At 30.5% G+C, this 18,966-nt stretch carries 16 protein-coding genes; 10 read left to right on the top strand and 6 right to left on the bottom strand.

Annotated features, from left to right (window positions below; genetic code table 11):
• Window positions 1-59: 59 nt before the first annotated feature.
• From AQ1685_RS04350 to AQ1685_RS04330, 5 genes are all read left to right on the top strand, one after another.
• Window positions 60-1,208, top strand: a complete 1,149-nt coding sequence (locus AQ1685_RS04350) for a DegT/DnrJ/EryC1/StrS family aminotransferase (protein WP_095069795.1) — start codon at window positions 60-62, stop codon at window positions 1,206-1,208.
• A gap of 1 nt (window position 1,209) precedes the next feature.
• Window positions 1,210-2,220 (top strand): UDP-glucose 4-epimerase GalE, encoded by a 1,011-nt coding sequence (gene galE / locus AQ1685_RS04345; protein ID WP_095069793.1) that lies wholly within the window; start codon window positions 1,210-1,212, stop codon window positions 2,218-2,220.
• Window positions 2,221-2,293: 73 nt separating this feature from the next.
• Window positions 2,294-2,860 carry a TetR/AcrR family transcriptional regulator gene (locus AQ1685_RS04340; protein ID WP_095069791.1) on the top strand — a complete coding sequence of 189 codons (567 nt, stop codon included), beginning with the start codon at window positions 2,294-2,296 and terminating at the stop codon, window positions 2,858-2,860.
• Between the two features lie 52 nt (window positions 2,861-2,912).
• A complete protein-coding gene (locus AQ1685_RS04335) occupies window positions 2,913-3,455 on the top strand; it encodes a carboxymuconolactone decarboxylase family protein (RefSeq protein WP_095069789.1) in 543 nt (180 codons plus the stop codon).
• A 121-nt stretch (window positions 3,456-3,576) separates the two neighbouring features.
• Window positions 3,577-6,414 carry a M16 family metallopeptidase gene (locus AQ1685_RS04330; RefSeq protein WP_095069787.1) on the top strand — a complete coding sequence of 946 codons (2,838 nt, stop codon included), beginning with the start codon at window positions 3,577-3,579 and terminating at the stop codon, window positions 6,412-6,414.
• Window positions 6,415-6,556: 142 nt separating this feature from the next.
• Here AQ1685_RS04330 and fabD read toward each other — a convergent pair whose 3' ends face one another.
• Window positions 6,557-7,447: an ACP S-malonyltransferase gene (gene fabD, locus AQ1685_RS04325; protein ID WP_095069785.1), complete on the bottom strand. Its 891-nt coding sequence runs from the start codon at window positions 7,445-7,447 to the stop codon at window positions 6,557-6,559.
• 67 nt (window positions 7,448-7,514) lie between these two features.
• Here fabD and AQ1685_RS04320 point away from each other — a divergent pair, with 67 nt between their 5' ends.
• From AQ1685_RS04320 to AQ1685_RS04300, 5 genes are all read left to right on the top strand, one after another.
• Entirely contained in the window at window positions 7,515-8,219 is a 705-nt protein-coding gene (locus tag AQ1685_RS04320; protein ID WP_095069783.1) for a queuosine precursor transporter, read from the top strand.
• Between the two features lie 101 nt (window positions 8,220-8,320).
• Window positions 8,321-9,496 carry a mechanosensitive ion channel family protein gene (locus AQ1685_RS04315; RefSeq protein WP_231970248.1) on the top strand — a complete coding sequence of 392 codons (1,176 nt, stop codon included), beginning with the start codon at window positions 8,321-8,323 and terminating at the stop codon, window positions 9,494-9,496.
• A complete protein-coding gene (locus AQ1685_RS04310; protein ID WP_095069779.1) occupies window positions 9,486-10,565 on the top strand; it encodes an ABC transporter permease in 1,080 nt (359 codons plus the stop codon). The genes AQ1685_RS04315 and AQ1685_RS04310 overlap by 11 nt, the downstream gene beginning before the upstream one ends.
• A 36-nt stretch (window positions 10,566-10,601) precedes the next feature.
• Window positions 10,602-11,051: an acyl-CoA thioesterase gene (locus AQ1685_RS04305; protein ID WP_095069777.1), complete on the top strand. Its 450-nt coding sequence runs from the start codon at window positions 10,602-10,604 to the stop codon at window positions 11,049-11,051.
• Window positions 11,041-11,850, top strand: a complete 810-nt coding sequence (locus AQ1685_RS04300; protein ID WP_095069775.1) for a DNA/RNA non-specific endonuclease — start codon at window positions 11,041-11,043, stop codon at window positions 11,848-11,850. The genes AQ1685_RS04305 and AQ1685_RS04300 overlap by 11 nt, the downstream gene beginning before the upstream one ends.
• Before the next feature lie 54 nt (window positions 11,851-11,904).
• Here AQ1685_RS04300 and AQ1685_RS04295 read toward each other — a convergent pair whose 3' ends face one another.
• Genes AQ1685_RS04295 through AQ1685_RS04275 form a run of 5 tightly spaced genes read right to left on the bottom strand, consistent with a single transcriptional unit; the run spans window position 11,905 to window position 18,943 of the window.
• Complete coding sequence (locus AQ1685_RS04295; protein ID WP_095069773.1) at window positions 11,905-13,878, bottom strand: protein-disulfide reductase DsbD family protein; 1,974 nt, start codon at window positions 13,876-13,878, stop codon at window positions 11,905-11,907.
• A 15-nt stretch (window positions 13,879-13,893) separates the two neighbouring features.
• Complete coding sequence (tilS, locus tag AQ1685_RS04290; protein WP_162288550.1) at window positions 13,894-15,273, bottom strand: tRNA lysidine(34) synthetase TilS; 1,380 nt, start codon at window positions 15,271-15,273, stop codon at window positions 13,894-13,896.
• Window positions 15,219-16,037 carry an alpha/beta hydrolase gene (locus AQ1685_RS04285; protein ID WP_095069771.1) on the bottom strand — a complete coding sequence of 273 codons (819 nt, stop codon included), beginning with the start codon at window positions 16,035-16,037 and terminating at the stop codon, window positions 15,219-15,221. Before AQ1685_RS04285 ends, tilS begins: the two co-directional genes overlap by 55 nt.
• A 2-nt stretch (window positions 16,038-16,039) precedes the next feature.
• Window positions 16,040-17,365, bottom strand: coding sequence for an aminodeoxychorismate synthase component I (pabB, locus tag AQ1685_RS04280; RefSeq protein ID WP_095069769.1), 1,326 nt, complete (start codon window positions 17,363-17,365; stop codon window positions 16,040-16,042).
• A gap of 42 nt (window positions 17,366-17,407) precedes the next feature.
• Entirely contained in the window at window positions 17,408-18,943 is a 1,536-nt protein-coding gene (locus AQ1685_RS04275; RefSeq protein ID WP_095069768.1) for a YifB family Mg chelatase-like AAA ATPase, read from the bottom strand.
• Window positions 18,944-18,966: the final 23 nt, after the last annotated feature.

Raw genomic sequence — 18,966 nt, 5'->3', positions numbered from 1 at the left:
TTTTTATCAAATATAAAGGTTTTAAATTTGTACTTTTGAATACATAAACAAACGTCTAGATGAAAAAAATTCAAATGGTTGACTTACAAAGTCAGTATCAAAAAATTAAAGATATTGTAGATACTTCAATTCAAGAGGTATTAAATTCTTCAGCTTATGTGAATGGTCCTTATGTAAAAGAATTTCAAGCTGACTTAGAAAAATATCTTGACGTTAAACACGTAATCCCTTGTGCAAACGGAACTGATGCGCTGCAAATAGCAATGATGGGACTTGGATTACAACCTGGTGACGAAGTAATTACTGTTGATTTTACTTTTGCTGCAACAGTAGAAGTTATTGGTTTATTAAACTTAACTCCCGTTTTAGTTGACGTTGAACCAGACTCATTCAATATAGATATTGAAGCACTTAAAAAAGCAATTACTCCTAAAACAAAAGCAATTGTTCCTGTACATTTATTTGGACAAGTAGCAAATATGGAAGCTATTATAGAAATTGCTAAAGAACATAATTTATTTGTTATTGAAGATAACGCTCAAGCAATTGGAGCTAATTATACTTTTAAAGATGGAACTAAGCAAAAAGCAGGTACAATAGGAAATGTTGGTACAACTTCTTTCTTCCCATCGAAAAATTTAGGTTGTTATGGTGACGGAGGCGCAATTTTTACAAATGACGATGATTTAGCTCATATCATCAGAGGAATTGTAAATCATGGAATGTACAAACGTTATTATCATGATGTAGTTGGAGTAAACTCTCGTTTAGATAGTATTCAAGCAGCCGTTTTAAAAGCTAAACTTCCAAATTTAGATGCGTATTGCAACGCAAGGAGAGATGCTGCTAGATATTATAACAATGCGTTTGCTAGTAATGAAAATATCATCACTCCTACTTCTTCATCTTGTGGAAATATATGTGATACATGCGATTGTCATGTTTTTCATCAATATACTTTACAAATTACCAATGGAAAAAGAAATGAATTACATCAGCATTTGTTAGATAACAATATTCCAAATGCAATTTACTATCCTGTTCCATTACACAAGCAAAAAGCTTATGCAGACGAACGTTATAATGAAGATGATTTCTCGGTAACAAATAAATTGATAGACACCGTTATTTCGCTTCCTATGCATACAGAATTAGATGAAGAACAATTAGCGTTCATCACAAAAACTGTAAACGATTTTCTAAAATAAAATGAAAAAGATTCTTGTTACTGGTGGTTTAGGATTTATAGGTTCCCATACTGCTGTTGAATTACAAAATTCAGGCTTTGATGTTATTATAATCGATGATTTATCGAATGCCAGAATAGAAGTATTAGAAAATATTGGAAAAATCACAGGTAAAGTTCCTGAATTTTTTCAACTAGATCTAAAAAGTAAAGCACAAGTAACTTCTTTTTTTGAAAATAACCATGTTGATGGTATTATCCATTTTGCTGCATTTAAAGCAGTTGGAGAAAGTGTACAAAAACCTTTAGATTATTACGAGAATAATATTGGTAGTTTGGTATACATTCTTCAGGAAATGAGAGATAGAAAGTTAAATAATTTCATTTTTAGTTCTTCTTGTACAGTGTATGGACAAGCAGATGAATTACCAATAACTGAAAATGCTCCAATTAAACCAGCAGAATCTCCTTACGGAAATACTAAACAAATTGGAGAAGAAATTATACAAGATAGTTGTAAAGCAAATGGCTTAAATGCCATTGCTTTACGATATTTCAATCCGATTGGTGCTCATGAAAGTGCTAAAATTGGAGAACTTCCTTTAGGTGTTCCTCAAAATTTAATTCCATACGTAACACAAACTGCTGCTGGAATTAGAGAACAATTGTCAATTTTTGGTGATGATTACGATACTCCTGATGGAACTGCCATTCGCGATTATATCCATGTCGTTGATTTAGCCAAAGCACATATTGCTGCTTTAAATCGTTTACTACATCAGAAAAACGAAACAGCTTTTGAAGTCTTTAATGTAGGAACAGGAAAAGGTAGTTCTGTTTTAGAAATTGTTAAAGCTTTTGAGAAAGCTACCAATCAAAATTTAAACTATAAAATAGTTGAACGTAGAGCTGGAGATATTACAGCTGCTTATGCCGACACAAATATTGCTAACGAAAAACTGAATTGGAAAACAGAAAAAAGTTTAGAAGAAGCTCTGTTATCTGCTTGGAAATGGCAGAATACTCAATCTTAAAATTTAGAGAAATTATTAAACTTTTGTTAACTAGCTTTTTATTTCTAACCAATTGTTTAGTTTTGTAAAGTATATGGCACGAAAAAAAGAATACATAGAATCTGAAGTAATCGATAAAGCAATGGAACTGTTTTGGAAAAATGGTTACGAAACTACTTCTATGCACATGCTTGAGCAACAAATGGGCATTAATAAATTTTCTATTTATTCTAGTTTCGGAAGTAAGAAAGGTGTTTTCTTAGAGTGTGTGAAATCTTATAGAAAAAAGCTTTTAGCTATTACAGATAAATTAAAAGATTCAAATAATGGTATCGTAGGAATAAAAGAATATTTCTATGATTTTTTAGAATTTGCAAAAGATAATAATGACTTTATAAAAGGATGTTTAGTTACCAATGCTGCTAATGAATTAAACGAAGATTCTGATCCTGTTATTAAAAATCAATTATCAAACTTCACTAAAGAAATAAGAAGTTTATTTGAAAATAATGTTCGACAAGAAGCTGGCTTTTCCGAAGTTCAAATTCAAGAACAGTCAGATTATTATATTGTTTCTATGTTCGGTTTATCTTCAGCTTCTAGAGTATTTAACAAACCACAATTACATATTTTTATAGAAAACATATTTAGTAAAAAATAATTTTTTTAATCAATAACTAACCGATTGTTTAGTTATTAAAATCAATTTTAATATGAGTACATTAACTGTTCACACTATCGAAACAGCTCCTGAAAAAAGTAAAGGACAATTAGAAGAATCTGTAAAAGCATTTGGTATGTTACCAAACTTACATGGTGTATTAGCAGAATCTCCAGCTATTTTAGAAGGATATAAAACATTACATCATTTATTCTCTACACAAACAGCTTTTGACGCTGAAGAATTAACTGTAGTTTGGCAAACTATTAATGTAGAGCACGAATGTCATTATTGTGTTCCGGCACATACTGCTATTGCACATATGATGAAAGTCAATCCTGAACTAATTGATGCGTTAAGAAATAAAAGTGCTATGCCAAATGCTAAGTTACAAGCATTATACGATACAACGCTTATTATCTTAAGAAACAGAGGAAATATTTCTAAACCAGAGTTAGATAAATTTTATGAAGCTGGTTATACAGAAAGACATGTTTTAGAAATTATCTTGGGACTTTCTCAAAAAGTAATAAGTAATTACGTAAATCATATTGCAAATACTGAAGTAGATGAACCCTTTAAAAAGTTCATTTAATTAAAGTTTTATAGTGTAAAAAGACGATTATGATAAATCGTCTTTTTTATTTTAACAAACTTTAGGGAATTTAACTATTTCTTCATTTAGTATCTTTAAAGCCTAATTTAGAGATATAACCATGATAAAAAACTTAACTTTTGGACTCCTATTTTGTATTTTAATAGGATGTACTTCTTCTGAACAAGAATCCAAAAAAGTAGATTTAAAAATAGATTATGAAAAAATCACATTAGACAATGGTTTAGATGTTATTTTTCATGTTGATAAATCAGACCCTGTTGTGGCTGTAGAACTTATGGTTCATGTGGGTTCTGCAAGAGAAATAGAAGGTAGAACTGGTTTTGCTCATCTTTTTGAACACTTATTATTCTTAGAATCGGAAAATTTGGGTAAAGGTGGACTTGATAAAATGAGCGCACGAATTGGTGGTTCTGGTGCTAATGGATCTACTTCAAGAGATAGAACAAATTATTTACAAACTGTTCCAAGCGATGCTTTAGAAAAAATGATTTGGGCAGAAGCTGATAAATTAGGTTGGTTTATAAATACAGTTACAGATCCTGTTTTAGCGAAAGAAAAACAAGTTGTAAAAAATGAAAAAAGACAAAGTGTTGATAATAGACCATATGGACATAGACAATATGTAATTGGAAAGAATCTGTATCCAAAAGATCATCCATACAATTGGCAAGTAATTGGTTCTTTAGAAGATTTACAAAATGCTACTTTACAAGATGTAAAAAACTTCTTTAAAAAATGGTATGTTCCTAACAATGCTACCTTAGTTTTATCTGGTGATTTAGATGTTACTCAAGCTAAAGAATGGGTTCATAAATATTTTGATGAAATTCCTAAAGGTGAAACAATTGCTCCGATTCAAAAAAGACCTGGAATTGTTAAAGAAACTAAACACATAGTTTATGAAGATAATTTTGCTCGTTTACCAGAATTAACATTAACATGGCCAACTGTAGAACAATATCATGAAGATGCATATGCTTTAGATATTTTAGCAGAATATTTAAGTAATGGAAAAAAAGCTCCTTTAAATAAAGTTTTGGTAGATGATTTAAAATTAACATCAGGCACAACAATGTTTAATTTCAATTCTGAAATTGCAGGCCAAACTCAATTGATCGTTAGAGCTTTCTCTAACACAAAATTAGATGAAGTTCAAAAAGGGATTTATACAGCATTTGTTGATTTTGAAAAAAACGGAATTCCTCAAAAAGATTTAGATCGTATTAAAGCTGGTTTAGAAACAGATTTTTATAACAGTTTATCTAGCGTTCTTGGTAAAGGTTCTCGTTTAGCTTCTTACAATACATATACTGGAAATCCTGGTTATGTTACTAAAGAATTAAATGAAACATTAGCAGTTACTACTACAGATGTAATGACTGCTTACAACAAATATATAAAAGACAAAAACTATATCGCTACTAGTTTTGTTCCAAAAACTCAACAAGAATTAGCTTTATCAAACTCGGTAGAAGCAAATGTAATTGAGGAAAAAATAGTTACAGGTGCAGAAGAATCATTCGATTCATCAATAGCAGCAACTTATGAAAAAACACCTTCATCTTTTGATCGTTCTGTTGAGCCTCCATATGGAAAAGCTCCAGAATCAAAAACTCCAAATGTTTGGAAAGATGAATTAAAAAACGGTTTAAAAGTATTTGGAATTCAAAGTGATGAAGTTCCATTAGTACAATTCAATTTCGTTATTGAAGGTGGACAATTACTTGAAAACATGGATAAATTAGGTGTTGCAAATTTAACAGCTAGTTTATTAGAAAAAGGAACTAAAAATAAAGATGTAAGTCAGTTAGAAGATGAGTTAGCTCAATTAGGAGCATCTGTAAGTATTTTTGCAACTAAAAATAATATTCGTGTTTTTGGTAATACACTAAAACGTAATTACAAACAAACATTAGCTTTAGTTCAAGAAATGCTTTTAGAACCTAGATGGGATGAAGCTGAATTCGAGTTATTAAAAAAAGGTGCAATTACAAATTTAAGATCACAAGAAGCTAGTCCGACTTCAATAGCTTCTAATCAATATAATGTACTTATTTATGGAAAAGATAATATTCGCTCTAAAAATATATTAGGTGACATAAAATCTGTTGAATCTATTACAATCGATGATTTAAAAGCCTATTACAATAATTTCTTTTCTCCTTCAATAACAACAATGCATGTAGTTGGTGATATTGATAAAGAAAATATTATGGCTTCTTTACAAGAACTTGACAAAAAATGGATGGCTAAAGAAGTAACTATTCCTAGTTTTAAAACTCCTGAAGCTCCTGAAAAATCGACAGTATATTTTTATGATATTCCAAATGCTAAGCAATCTCAATTACGTTTTGGAGCACCAGCATTAGCTTTTAATGATGCGGATTATTATCCTGCTACTGTTATGAATTATATTTTAGGCGGTGGTGGATTTGCTTCTCAATTAACACAACAATTACGAGAAGGAAAAGGATATACTTACGGAGTAAGATCAGGTTTTTCTGGAGGAAAAGATAAAGGTGCATTTACTATTGGTAGTGGAGTGCGTAGTAATGTTACTTTAGAAGCTTCTCAATTAGTAAAGCAAATTCTAGAAAACTATGCGAAGAATTATTCTGAAAAAGATTTAGCAACAACTAAAGGTTTCTTGATTAAAAGTAATGCTAGAGCTTTTGAAACTACGGGTGCTAAACTAAGAATGTTAGAAAACATAAGTACATATAACTTAGCTAACAATTATATGAAGGATAGAGAAAAAATAGTTTCTGAAATGACTATTCTTAGAATTCAAGAATTAGCAAATCAATATGTAGATCCTAATAAAATGATTTGGTTAGTTGTTGGAGATGCTGAAACACAACTGAAAAGAATGAAAGAATTAGGTTTTGGAGAACCTGTACTTTTAAATAAACTTCAAGAAAAAGTAAAACAGTAACAATAAAAAGGCTGATTAAAATTAGTTTAAATCGTCATTCTGAATTTATTTCAGAATCTCACTTAAAAGTAATCATACGATTATAATGAGAACCTGAAACAAGTTCAGGTTGACGTAAATTAAATTTTAATCAGCCTTATTTTTATTCTTCTCCGAAGCTTGCTCCACTAGCAGCTACACTTCTATCAATCTTACGCATTAAACCTTGTAAAACTTTTCCAGGACCAACTTCTATCACTTCAGTTGCTCCATCAGCAATCATTGCTTGCACACATTGTGTCCATTTTACAGGCGCAGTCAATTGCGCAATTAAATTTTCTTTAATCTCATTAGGATCTGTAATCGCTTTTGCTGCTACGTTTTGATATACTGGGCAATTTGGCGTATTGAAAGTAGTTTCTTCAATAGCCTTTGCTAACTCTTCTCTAGCTGGTTCCATTAATGGCGAATGAAAAGCTCCACCAACTGGTAATACTAAAGCTCTCTTCGCTCCTTTTTCTTTTAAAACCTCACAAGCTTTATTAATCGCTTCAATTTCTCCAGAAATTACTAACTGTCCAGGACAATTATAATTTGCTGCTACTACTACTCCATCAATAGCATTACAAGTTTCTTCTACAACTGCGTCTTCTAAACCTAAAACAGCTGCCATAGTAGATTCTTGAGCTTCACAAGCTTTTTGCATAGCTAAAGCTCTTTTAGAAACTAATGTTAAACCATTTTCAAAAGATAAAACACCATTTGCAACTAAAGCAGATAATTCTCCTAAAGAATGTCCTGCAACCATATCTGGTTTAAATTCTTCTCCTAATACTTTAGCTAGAATAACTGAGTGTAAAAATATGGCTGGTTGAGTTACTTTCGTTTGTTTTAATTCATCAGCACTACCTTCAAACATTACGTCGGTAATACTAAAACCTAAAATAGAATTTGCTTTTTCGAAAAGCTCTTGAGCGATAGGTGATTTTTCATATAAATCTAATCCCATTCCTGTAAACTGTGCTCCTTGTCCAGGAAAAACATATGCCTTCATAAACTTCTTTTTGTCATTTGTTTTATAATGCAAACATAATCAATTTTAATTTTGTTATTTTCGCTATATGACTGAGAAAAACAAACTACTTGCTCAAAATATTTTTCTAGTTTTAGCGGCCTTGTTTATTGCTTCATTAGTAGCTTCAAATTTAATTTTTCAAAAATTTTTCTATTGGTATCCTGTCGATTTGGAAGTTTTTGGTGTAAAATTATTTGAAATCTCTGTAGGTTTATTACCATATCCAGTTACTTTTTTAATTACAGATATTTTATCTGAAATTTATGGTAAAAAAAAAGCAAACCAAGTTGTTGTTGCTGGAATTTTCGCTTCTCTTTTCTCTTTACTAATAATTTATGCAGGTAAAGCTGCACCAGCCACTGTTTGGTCACCTGTAAATGATGAAACCTATAACCTAGTTTTTGGAGCTGCTCCTTTAGCAGTTGTAGCTTCTATGCTTGCCTATTTATTTGCTCAATTTATAGATATCAGGGTTTATCACTTTTGGAAAAACTTAACCAAGGGAAAATATTTATGGCTAAGAAATAATTTTTCAACCTTTACATCTCAATTTATTGATACATTAACTGTATTAGTACTGCTTTGCTCTTTTGAAATTATCATTTGGGATAAATTCTTAGGGTTATTAATAAGCGGAGTTATTTTTAAAATTATAATTGCCGCTTTAGATACACCTTTACTCTATCTTGCAGTATATTTTTTCAGAAAAAGATTTAATTTAGGCATTGGGGAAGAAATTCAAGATATTTAAAATCATAAGAAGGGGTGAATCGATTTTTTTATAATTTTTTAAGAGACAAACTAGACGTTAATCATAACTTAGCAACATACTTCAACGTATTTTTTAATTTATTGACTATAGCAATATTAGGATATTTAATATTTAAAATATTGAGGTATTATGGAAGTAAATTCTTAAAAAAATTAGCTAATAAAACTAAAACTGAGTTTGACAATATACTTATTAAGAATTCATTCTTTTTAAACTTAGCTCGTGTGCTAGTGTTAATTATCACTTACGGAAGTTTAGCTTTTATATTAATTGATTTCCCTCATTTCTTGGAGTATGCAAAGCGATTTGTTAATCTTTTAATTGTATTAAGTTTTGTTTCCTTGGTTAAAAGTATACTTCAAAGTATAAAAGATTTTTTACGCACTTTACCTGCTTTTAAAGACAAACCTTTAGAAAGTTATGTGCAAATCTTTATGATTCTCTTATGGATTATTGCTTTTGTAGTTTCTTTTTCAATAGTTACGGGTAAACCTTTATTGCGTTTCTTTACTGCTCTGGGTGCTTTTTCTGCAGTATTACTTTTAATTTTTAAAGACACTATTTTAGGTTTTGTGGCTAGTATTCAAATTTCAGTTTACGATACTGTTCGTTTGCAAGATTGGATTACTATGGAAAAGTTTGGCGCTGATGGAAATGTTATTGAAATTAATTTAACTTCAGTAATTGTAAAGAATTTTGATAATACCATTACTAGTATTCCTACCTATTCTTTAATTTCTGATTCTTTTAAAAACTGGAGAGCAATGAATCACTCTGGTGGAAGACGAATAAAAAGAGCTATTCAAATTAAGATTAACAGTATTCATTTTCTTTCTGACCACGAAATTGAACACTTCAAAAAGATTGAACTAATTAAAGATTATGTTACGGAAAAATCAGATGAAGTACATCTTTATAATACATCTAATAATATAGACAAGTCGTTACTTATTAACGGAAGAAACTTAACGAATTTCGGTATGTTTAGAAAGTATATTGACATGTACTTAAAAAATCATCCGAAAATAAACCAGGATTTACTCTTTATGAGTAGACAGTTATCTCCTACTTCCAATGGAGTTCCTTTAGAAATTTATGCTTTTAGTAGTGAAAAAGAATGGATTGTTTATGAGCGAATTATGGCCGATATTTTTGACCATATTTTCGCTAGTGTTTCTTTCTTTGATTTAGAAGTTTATGAAAACCCTTCTAGCTTAGATATTACCAATTTGAAAACAAATACTGATGAAAAGTAATTCGAATTCTTTACATCAGCTTGCCCTTAGAAAATTCAAAAAAAATAAACTGGGTGTTTTTAGTTTTAGCTACATCGTTCTCTGCGGATTAATAGCTATATTTTGCTATGTTTTAGCTCCAGATAATTCTAATTCAGCTAATCAAATGCATTTAGAAATTCATTCAAAACCTCCTGGTTTTAATGTATTAATGCTTAAAATTCCTAATCAACAACAAGAAAAAACATCTTTATATACCACATTAATAGAAGGAAAAAAAAATGATTTTAAAGAATTACCTATTTTATCATATTCTGTACAAAATAATATTTTAGAAGTAATAAAATACGCTGATCAACTTCCTAAATCTTATCCTTTATCTATCTTTAATAACGAGCCTAAAAAGTTTATTAGTAAAAGTACTTTTGTATTTGGAACAGATAAGTATGGAAGAGACTTATTAAGTAGATTACTTATAGGTACTAGAATATCATTTTTCATCGGTTTTATCGCTGTTTTTATCTCTTTGATCATAGGAATACCAATTGGTGCAATTGCGGGTTACTATGGCAAAAAAATAGACGCATTTATTATGTGGTTTATTAATGTGACATGGTCTATTCCAACATTACTTTTAGTAGTTGCCTTTATATTAGTCATGGGAAAAGGTTATTGGCAAGTTTTTATTGCTGTAGGTTTAACCATGTGGGTTGAAGTTGCTAGAATAGTTCGTGGGCAAGTAATTAGCGCAAAACAAGAACAATATGTAGAAGCAGCTAAAGCTTTAGGCTTTTCTAACCTTAGAATTATTTTCAAGCATATTCTTCCTAATATCATGGCGCCTATTATTGTTATCTCTGCTGCTAACTTTGCCGCAGCAATTTTAATAGAAAGTGGATTAAGCTTTTTAGGAATTGGTGCACAACCACCAACACCATCTTGGGGAGCAATAATTAAAAATCACTACAACTACATTATATTAGGAAAACCCTATTTAGCATTAATTCCAGGAATTGCAATTATGAGTTTGGTTATGGCTTTTATGTTGTTAGGAAATGCCTTAAGAGATGCATTGGATGTAAAAAGTTAAGTTTGTAATTTCGCTGTTACAAATTAAAACATACACATGAGCTTTATTGTAAATTTTACAACGAGATGGGCAGATTTTGATGCCAACATTCATATGAGACATACAGCATATAACGATTATGCAGCTGAATCTAGATTACGTTATTTTAATCAGTATGGAATAACAATACATGATTTTACAAAAGAAAAAGTAGGTCCGATTTTATTTGAAGAAAATACTAAGTTTTTAAAAGAAATACATTTAGGAGAAGACATTTCTGTAAACTTAAAAATAACAGGATTATCCAGTAAAGGAGAGCGTTGGAAAATTCAACACGAAGTTTTTAACAGTCAAGGTAAATTGTCTGCTGTAATTAATGTTTATGGAGCATGGTTAGATCTTGCAAAAAGAAAATTAACTGTTCCTCCTGTTAAGTTTCAAGAAATTTTCACTGAAGCTGAAAGAACAGAAGACTTTAAAGAAATTCTATTAAAAAGTGAAGCGTAAAAAAGATATTTTTAGTGTTCTTTTAGTCATAGCTGTAGCTATTGCATATTATTACACTGAAAAAAGAGAAAAACATGAAAGTACTATTACTGAAGAAAATGATCATGTAAGAGATAAATCATTTGATTATTTGCCTAGTTCTACAACTGGGCAAATAATTCATCACTCAGGATATTCTTTTTCTTACAGTGAAAAGCACGAACAAGCTGAATGGGTTGCCTATTCCTTAGATAAAAAAGATATTATTTATGCAGATTTCAAAAGGCCTTATTTTATTCAAGACCCAAAAGTAAAAACTAAATCTGCAGATTGGAGAAACTATAAAAAATCTGGTTACGATAAAGGACATTTATGTCCTGCTGCAGACAGAAAATCTTCAAAAAAGCTTTTTAATGAAACGTTTTATACATCAAACATTTCTCCGCAAAAGCATAACTTTAATGCAGGTGTTTGGAATCGTTTAGAACAAAAGGTTAGATCTTGGTCAAAAAAGTATAAGCACTTATATGTTATAACAGGAGGAGTACTTAACCATAACTCAAAGAAACATATAGGTAAAGAAAAAGTAACTGTACCAAATGCTTTTTATAAGGTAATTTTAGATTATAAGGCTTCTAAAGTTAAAGCTATTGCTTTTTTAATACCTCACAAAGAAACATCGCAATCTTTGTCTGATTTTGTTGTTTCTATTGATCAATTGGAAAAAATAACAGGTATCGATTTTTTTCCAAAACTACCAGATGCTTTAGAAAATAAATTAGAAGCCAATAATAGTTTTAAAAATTGGTCTTTCAGATAATAAAAAAGGTTCGCAAATGCGAACCTTTTTGTTTACTCGGATGTTTTAAAGATCTTACTCTTTAAACTTCTTTAATCCTGTTTTTAACCAGTTGTAATAACTTAGTTTATCAGTATATTGTTGCGGTGTATTTAAAACTTCCATATCAGGACTTAATTGTACATAATATGGTTGTGATGCATTTTTAAAGTTAACAGTTTGTAAAGTTGCCCACTTTTCACCGTATGTTCTAATCTTCTTGATTTTACCATTTGGCTTAACAAAATCAAATTGTTCTTCTGCTGGTAACGTGTTTTCATTATCATCTACATATAAAGAAATTAAAACATAATCATCTTTTAATGTATTGTAAATATTATTTTCACTCCAAACGTTCTCTTCCATTTTACGACAGTTAACACAAGCCCAACCTGTAAAGTCTAACAATACTGGTTTATTTACAGACTTTGCATAAGCCATACCTTCGTCAAAATCTTTAAAACAATTTAACGCTAAAGGACATTTATTATCTTGTAATTCGTAAACACTATAAAATTGAGGTGGTGCAAATCCACTTAATAAATTTTGATTCCAAACTGGCTTTTGTGTAACTCCTGGTGCCATGTATACAGCAAAACCTAAAACAGCTAAACCTAATACAATACGCATTCCAGATACTCTTCTTACCTTTTCTCCTCCTGGGAACTTAATTACACCAAACATGAATAATGCTGCTAATACTGTAATTAAAATCCATATTCCGATAAAGATTTCTCTTTTTAAGAAATTCCATTGTCCTACTAAATCTGCATTCGATAAAAATTTAAATGCTAATGCTAATTCAATGAATCCTAACATTACTGTAATAGCTTTCATCCAGAAACCAGACTTTGGTAATGAACTTAGTAATTTTGGGAAAAGTGCGAAGAATGCAAATGGTAAAGCTAATGCTAAACCAAATCCTCCCATACCTGCTGTTAACTGCATTGGCCCTCCATCTGAAGTTAATGAACCAGCTAATAAAGAACCTAAAATTGGACCAGTACACGAGAAAGAAACAATCGCTAAAGTTACTGCCATGAAGAAAATACCAATGATACCTCCAATACCAGAAGCACTATCTGTTTTATTTCCCCAAGAACTTGGTAATGTTATTGAATAGAATCCAAAGAAAGAACCAGCAAAAAATACTAATACGATAAAGAAAAATATGTTTAACCACATATTTGTAGAAATCGTATTTAAAATTTCTGGATCTAAACTATCTGCAAAATGGAATGGTAAACTTAAAGCTACATAAATAGCAACGATAAAGAAACCATATAAGATTGAATTTGTAACTCCTTTAGCTTTTTTCTCAGATTGTTTTGTAAAGAAAGATACAGTTAGTGGTATTAATGGAAATACACATGGTGTTAAGAAAGCGATTAAACCTCCTAAAAAACCTAACAAGAAAATATTGAATAAGTTTCCTTTATCTTCTTCAGTACTTCCATCAACATTTGCATTTAATAATTCTTTGTTTTTAAGATCTAAATTTAAAGAGTTTGTTAACTTTTGACTTTTTACATCAACAGTAGCCACAGTTTCAACAATTTTACCTCCATTTAAAGAAAATGTAAAATCATTGTCGTAAGGTAAACAAAACTCTTTACAAACCTGTGCATCTATATTTAATGATACTTGTGTTATTGACGGATCATCTACTTTAATACGTTGTGTAAGAATAGCTTCTTCTGCAAAGAAGATTTCATCTACTCCCCATATTTCACTGTATTCAGTTATTGTTTCACTCTCTACAGCTTTTCCAACTAAAGTATAACCTTCATCTCCTACAGACGGTTTTATTGTCATAGGTAATGATGCATCTTTTGGATTGTACTGTGAATAAAGATGCCAATCATCTTCAATAAAAATATTGAAAATTAAATCGTACTCAGTATCTGAGATTTTTTTTACAGAGGTTTCTACTTCTAGAGGATCATCTTGCGCAAAAGACACAAGTGAAAATCCTAGAATAAATAAAAATAGGGTAAAAACTCTTTTCATTGTCATTGGGGTTATTTAAATACTTATTTTTAATACATCCTTTGAAGAAACTGAAGCAGTAAATCTCCTGTCTTGTCGATAACCGACAATCCAAATGATTTCATTTTCTTTGGTACAAAGTAACCAAGTTCTTTCTTTTTCGAACTTCGATAGCTTGTGGTCCTTAAAAAACTTACTGACTTTTTTCTTACCTTTCATACCTGTAGGGTAGAAAAAATCACCAACTTCCCATTTCTTAATTATCATCGGGAAAGTTACTAAATTTTTGTTAACTAAAATAGAATTTTTCCCTGTTGCTTCATTTTTCAGGGATTTTTCAATAATTATCGTTGTTTTATCGTCTATTTTGAATGTGCCTATTCCTATTTCTTGCTGCGTTTTTAAACTCTCATTTAAATTGCGTTTATTTAACAATAAAAAATCTCTATCCCTAAGCAATTCATGGGTTTTAGAGGTAACAACTTTTCCTGTTTGAGATTTTAACAAGTCCTTAACATTATTCCATTCTGTGAAATTATATTCTTTCAACAACTGGTATAAATAAACTTTAGGATTCGATAATTTTAACACTTCTGAAACGCTTATTTTTATCAAATCTCCATCTATTTCAAGTATTTTTTCCGAAATTTCACTCACTTTATCGTCAACTATCTTCTTACTTTCTGATAAATTTTGCGAGACTCTTTCAAAACTGTTCAAGATGTTCGGATTTATCTCTTTTAAAATTGGAATTAGCCTGTGACGAATCTTGTTCCTTAAATATTTTTGTTCTGCATTACTTGCATCTTCTCTCCATTCTATTTTATTTGATAATGCATATTTTTCTATCGCCTCTCTGGAAAATTTTAATAACGGCCTTGCTATATTTTTATTCACTTTTGGAATACCAATGAGACCATCAAGTCCTGAACCTCTAGTTAAGTTTATAAAAAAAGTTTCTAAATTATCATCTGCATGATGAGCCGTTAATACATGAGAAAAACCTCTCTCTTTAATTAATTTTTCAAACCAATTGTAACGGAGTTCCCTTGCGGCAATTTGAATTGATAATTTTTCCTTTGTAACATATTTTTCAGTTTCAAAAGATGCGATTAAAACTTCAACTTTTAATTTCTTTCCTAAGTTCTTTACAAAGTCTTCATCTGCATCACTTGCCTCTCCTCTTAATTTAAAGTTACAGTGAGCAATAGCAAAATTGTACTTTAAATCATGAAACAAATGACATAAAACAACACTATCTATTCCTCCAGAAACTGCTATTAAAAAAGGAGTTTCTTTTAAAAAAGGAAAATCATCTTCTATATGAAATTTAAAATCTTGTAGCACTAGATTTAAATAAATTACACTTGAGTTTTCAACCAAGTTATAATATCCTGAATTACTTGATCTTTGCATAAATCATTATGTAATTCATGATAACCTTGATCGTATAATTTCAGCGATATACTTGGATTATTTTTTGCAAATTCCTCACTTCCTAAATAACTAATTAATTTATCGTCTTTGCCATGAAGCAGTAAAGCAGGCTTATTTAATTTGGAGGCATTTTCTATTGCATATGCGCCTTTCTCTATAAAAACCAAAGAAAAATTAGGACTTACTCTAGAATGAACTAACGGATCATCTTGATACTTTTTTACTTCTTTAGGAATTCTAGAAATAAAATTAGGATCTACTTCATTATCTAGAGTTAAAGCTGGAGCAATCTTTTGTATGACTTTACCTAAAGACAACTTCCATTTTGGTGGTTCAAAAGCCAATTTCAAAAACGGACTTGTAGCAACTACTCCTTTTATATTGTTTGTAGAAGAAATCATGTAGTTTAACACTGCATTTCCTCCCATTGAATGACCGTAAAGAAACATTGGAAACTCCCCTAAAACCTCTTCTGTCTTTTTTATAAATGCGGCAATACTACTCATAACTGCATTATAACCAGGGTTATGACCTCTCTTCCCTTTTGTTTTACCATGACCATAATGATCGAAAGCAATAACAGCAAAATCATGCTTTATCAATTCTTCAGCAACATGAGAAAACCTTCCAGAATGTTCACCTAATCCATGAAGAATAATAACTGAAGCTTTATAATTCTGAGGTTTCCAGTATTGACCAAAAAACTCGGTTTCGTTGTGCTTAAATTGAATTGTACTATGCATTCTTAATTACTGTTGGTGTTTTGAGTTAATACTTGTTTCATTGCTTTTGCCTTTAACAGACATTCTTCATATTCTTTTTCTGGTACTGACTTCGCTGTAATAGCTCCTCCTACGGAATAAGATACATATTTTTTATCAGAATTATATAAAATACTACGTATCACAACATTAAAATCAAAATCACCTTCTGGAGTAAAATATCCAAAAGCTCCAGAATACAAACCTCTTTTTGTCTCTTCTAACTTTTCAATAATTTCCATTGCTGAAATTTTGGGTGCGCCTGTCATACTTCCCATTGGAAAAGTTTCTCTAATTACATCTACAGGGTGAACATCTTCATTAATTTCTGAAACAACAGTCGATATTAATTGATGAACTTGTTTAAAAGGATATACTTTACAAAGTTCTTCTACTTTTACTGAACCTTTTTTAGCTAATCGTGATAAATCATTTCTAACCAAATCGACAATCATAATATTTTCCGATCGTTCTTTTTCATCTCTAGCCAAATCGAAAGCTATTTTATCGTCTTCGATAGCATTTACCATTCTTTTCGCTGTTCCTTTTATAGGCTGAGAAATGATTTTGCTTCCTTCTTTCCTTAGATAACGTTCAGGAGAAGCTGATAACAAAAACAACTCTTCATGTTTAAAAAATGTTGCAAAAGGAGGTTCGGAAATCGCATTTAGATTTCTGTAAATTGAATACGGATCAATATCTACATTTTCAGCATAAAACTCTTGACAAAAATTTGCTTCATAAATATCTCCTCGATGAATATGTTTTAATACCTGATCTAATTTTGAAAAATATTCATCTTTATGAATTCGAAGCTTAATTTTTACAGATGATTTTTCATCATTTGACTGATTTGACTTTGCCGATAAATTCGCTCCTAAAATACTTTCAAAATCATCTTCAATTTCATCATCAAAAGCATTTAAATATAAAAACTTTGCTTCATTCCCTTTTATTGAAATCATCTTTTGAGGTTGAAAGAAATATACATCTGGAAAATCCAAACCATCATAATTATTTGAAGACAATCGTTCTGCATCATTCTTAACATCATACGACAAATAACCAAACAAATAATCTTTACTGTAAGACTGGTATTCTTTTAATTTCTCAAAAGCATTAAAATAATCGGTTTTAATAGATGTAAATTCGTCTACAGCCAATACACAATCAAAACTTGAGTATTGTTGTTCATAATTATTACTATCTAAAAAAACGACTGTTTCGTGCGTTTGTCCCCATTGCAATAATCTTTTCTTGAAATCTTTAACATTTTCGAGAAAAAAAGTATGTTCAGCTCTTAAAAACATTGAGCAAAAATAGTAAATGAGAATTATTAATTCATTAGAATTTTAACCTAACCATCCTTCTCTATCTAGACTTCTATATTGAATAGCTTCAGCGATATGATTTTCAACTACATCTGTAGCATTATCTAAATCAGCAATTGTTCGAGCTACTTTTAAAATTCGGTCATAAGCTCTGGCAGATAAATTTAATTGTTCCATTGCATTTTTTAATAATGCTTTAGAAGGTTCATTTAGCTTGCAAAACTCTCGAATTTGTTTTGTATTCATTTGTGCATTATAGTGTACATTATTTAACATTCGAAATCTTTCGGTTTGAATCTCTCTGGCTTTAGTTACTCTTTTTCTTATAACTACAGAAGATTCTGATTTTTTAGTATCAGAAAGTTTTTCAAAAGGCACAGGATTTACTTCAATATGTAAATCGATACGATCTAATAAAGGTCCAGATATTTTACTTAAATACCGTTGCATTTCTAATGGAGAAGAATTTAAAGCATTATCTGGATCATTGAAATATCCTCCTGGACTTGGATTCATACTTGCAACTAACATAAAGGACGACGGATAAGTTACTGTAAATCTAGCTCTTGAAATTGTTACTTCTCGATCTTCAAGTGGCTGTCGCATTACTTCTAAAACACTTCTTTTAAACTCTGGTAATTCATCTAAAAAAAGTACACCATTATGAGATAAAGAAATTTCCCCTGGTTGCGGATAAGAACCTCCACCAACTAATGCAACATCTGAAATGGTATGATGAGGATTTCTAAAAGGACGCTCTAACATTAAACCAGAATTAGCCACTTTACCGACTACAGAATGAATTTTAGTAGTTTCTAAAGCTTCATCTAAAGTCATTGGAGGAAGAATTGAAGAAAGTCGTTTACTCAACATTGTTTTACCTGATCCTGGTGGGCCGATCAAAATAATATTATGTCCGCCAGCAGCTGCTATTTCCATACAACGTTTGATACTCTCTTGTCCTTTTACATCTGCAAAATCAAACTCAGGGTTTTCTAATTGATTACTATACTCTTTTTCTATATCGATTATAGTTTGTGTAAGTTGATTCCCTCGATCAAAAAAACCTATAACTTCTTTAATGTTTTTTACTCCATAAACATTTAATCCATTGACAACAGCGGCTTCTCGTGCATTTTGTTCAGGCAAAATAAAACCTTTGAAACCTTCTTCTTTTGCTTTTATAGCAATTGGTAAAGCTCCTTTGATTGGTTGCAAACTTCCATCTAAAGATAGTTCGCCCATAATCAAATAATTGTTTATTTCACTTGCTTTAATTTGCTGTGAAGCTGCTAGAATCCCTAAAGCTAAAGTTAAATCATAAGCTGATCCTTCTTTTCTAAGGTCGGCGGGAGCCATGTTGATTGTAATTTTCTTTCCTGGTATTCGATATCCAATATTTTGTAGTGCAGCTGCTATCCTGTAATTACTTTCTTTAATAGCATTATCGGGCAATCCAACTAAATGGTATCCAATTCCTTTATCTATATTAACTTCAACGGTAACGGTAGTAGCATCAACACCAAACAGTGCCGATCCAAAAACTTTAACTAGCATGATTTCTTTTTCTTTAACAATTT

The sequence above is a fragment of the Tenacibaculum jejuense genome (assembly GCF_900198195.1).
Taxonomy (GTDB): Bacteria; Bacteroidota; Bacteroidia; order Flavobacteriales; family Flavobacteriaceae; genus Polaribacter; species Polaribacter jejuensis.
Note: the sequence above shows the minus strand (reverse complement) of the source record. Positions and strands in the feature narration are given on the sequence as shown.

Bases quoted from the DNA above. Each gene is read 5' to 3' on its own strand.
- AQ1685_RS04350 (WP_095069795.1), top strand. From the start codon at position 60: ATGAAAAAAATTCAAATGGTTGACTTACAAAGTCAGTATCAAAAAATT.
- galE (WP_095069793.1), top strand. From the start codon at position 1,210: ATGAAAAAGATTCTTGTTACTGGTGGTTTAGGATTTATAGGTTCCCAT.
- AQ1685_RS04340 (WP_095069791.1), top strand. From the start codon at position 2,294: ATGGCACGAAAAAAAGAATACATAGAATCTGAAGTAATCGATAAAGCA.
- AQ1685_RS04335 (WP_095069789.1), top strand. From the start codon at position 2,913: ATGAGTACATTAACTGTTCACACTATCGAAACAGCTCCTGAAAAAAGT.
- AQ1685_RS04330 (WP_095069787.1), top strand. From the start codon at position 3,577: ATGATAAAAAACTTAACTTTTGGACTCCTATTTTGTATTTTAATAGGA.
- fabD (WP_095069785.1), bottom strand. From the start codon at position 7,447: ATGAAGGCATATGTTTTTCCTGGACAAGGAGCACAGTTTACAGGAATG.
- AQ1685_RS04320 (WP_095069783.1), top strand. From the start codon at position 7,515: ATGACTGAGAAAAACAAACTACTTGCTCAAAATATTTTTCTAGTTTTA.
- AQ1685_RS04310 (WP_095069779.1), top strand. From the start codon at position 9,486: ATGAAAAGTAATTCGAATTCTTTACATCAGCTTGCCCTTAGAAAATTC.
- AQ1685_RS04305 (WP_095069777.1), top strand. From the start codon at position 10,602: ATGAGCTTTATTGTAAATTTTACAACGAGATGGGCAGATTTTGATGCC.
- AQ1685_RS04295 (WP_095069773.1), bottom strand. From the start codon at position 13,878: ATGAAAAGAGTTTTTACCCTATTTTTATTTATTCTAGGATTTTCACTT.
- tilS (WP_162288550.1), bottom strand. From the start codon at position 15,273: ATGCAAAGATCAAGTAATTCAGGATATTATAACTTGGTTGAAAACTCA.
- AQ1685_RS04285 (WP_095069771.1), bottom strand. From the start codon at position 16,037: ATGCATAGTACAATTCAATTTAAGCACAACGAAACCGAGTTTTTTGGT.
- pabB (WP_095069769.1), bottom strand. From the start codon at position 17,365: ATGTTTTTAAGAGCTGAACATACTTTTTTTCTCGAAAATGTTAAAGAT.
- AQ1685_RS04275 (WP_095069768.1), bottom strand. From the start codon at position 18,943: ATGCTAGTTAAAGTTTTTGGATCGGCACTGTTTGGTGTTGATGCTACT.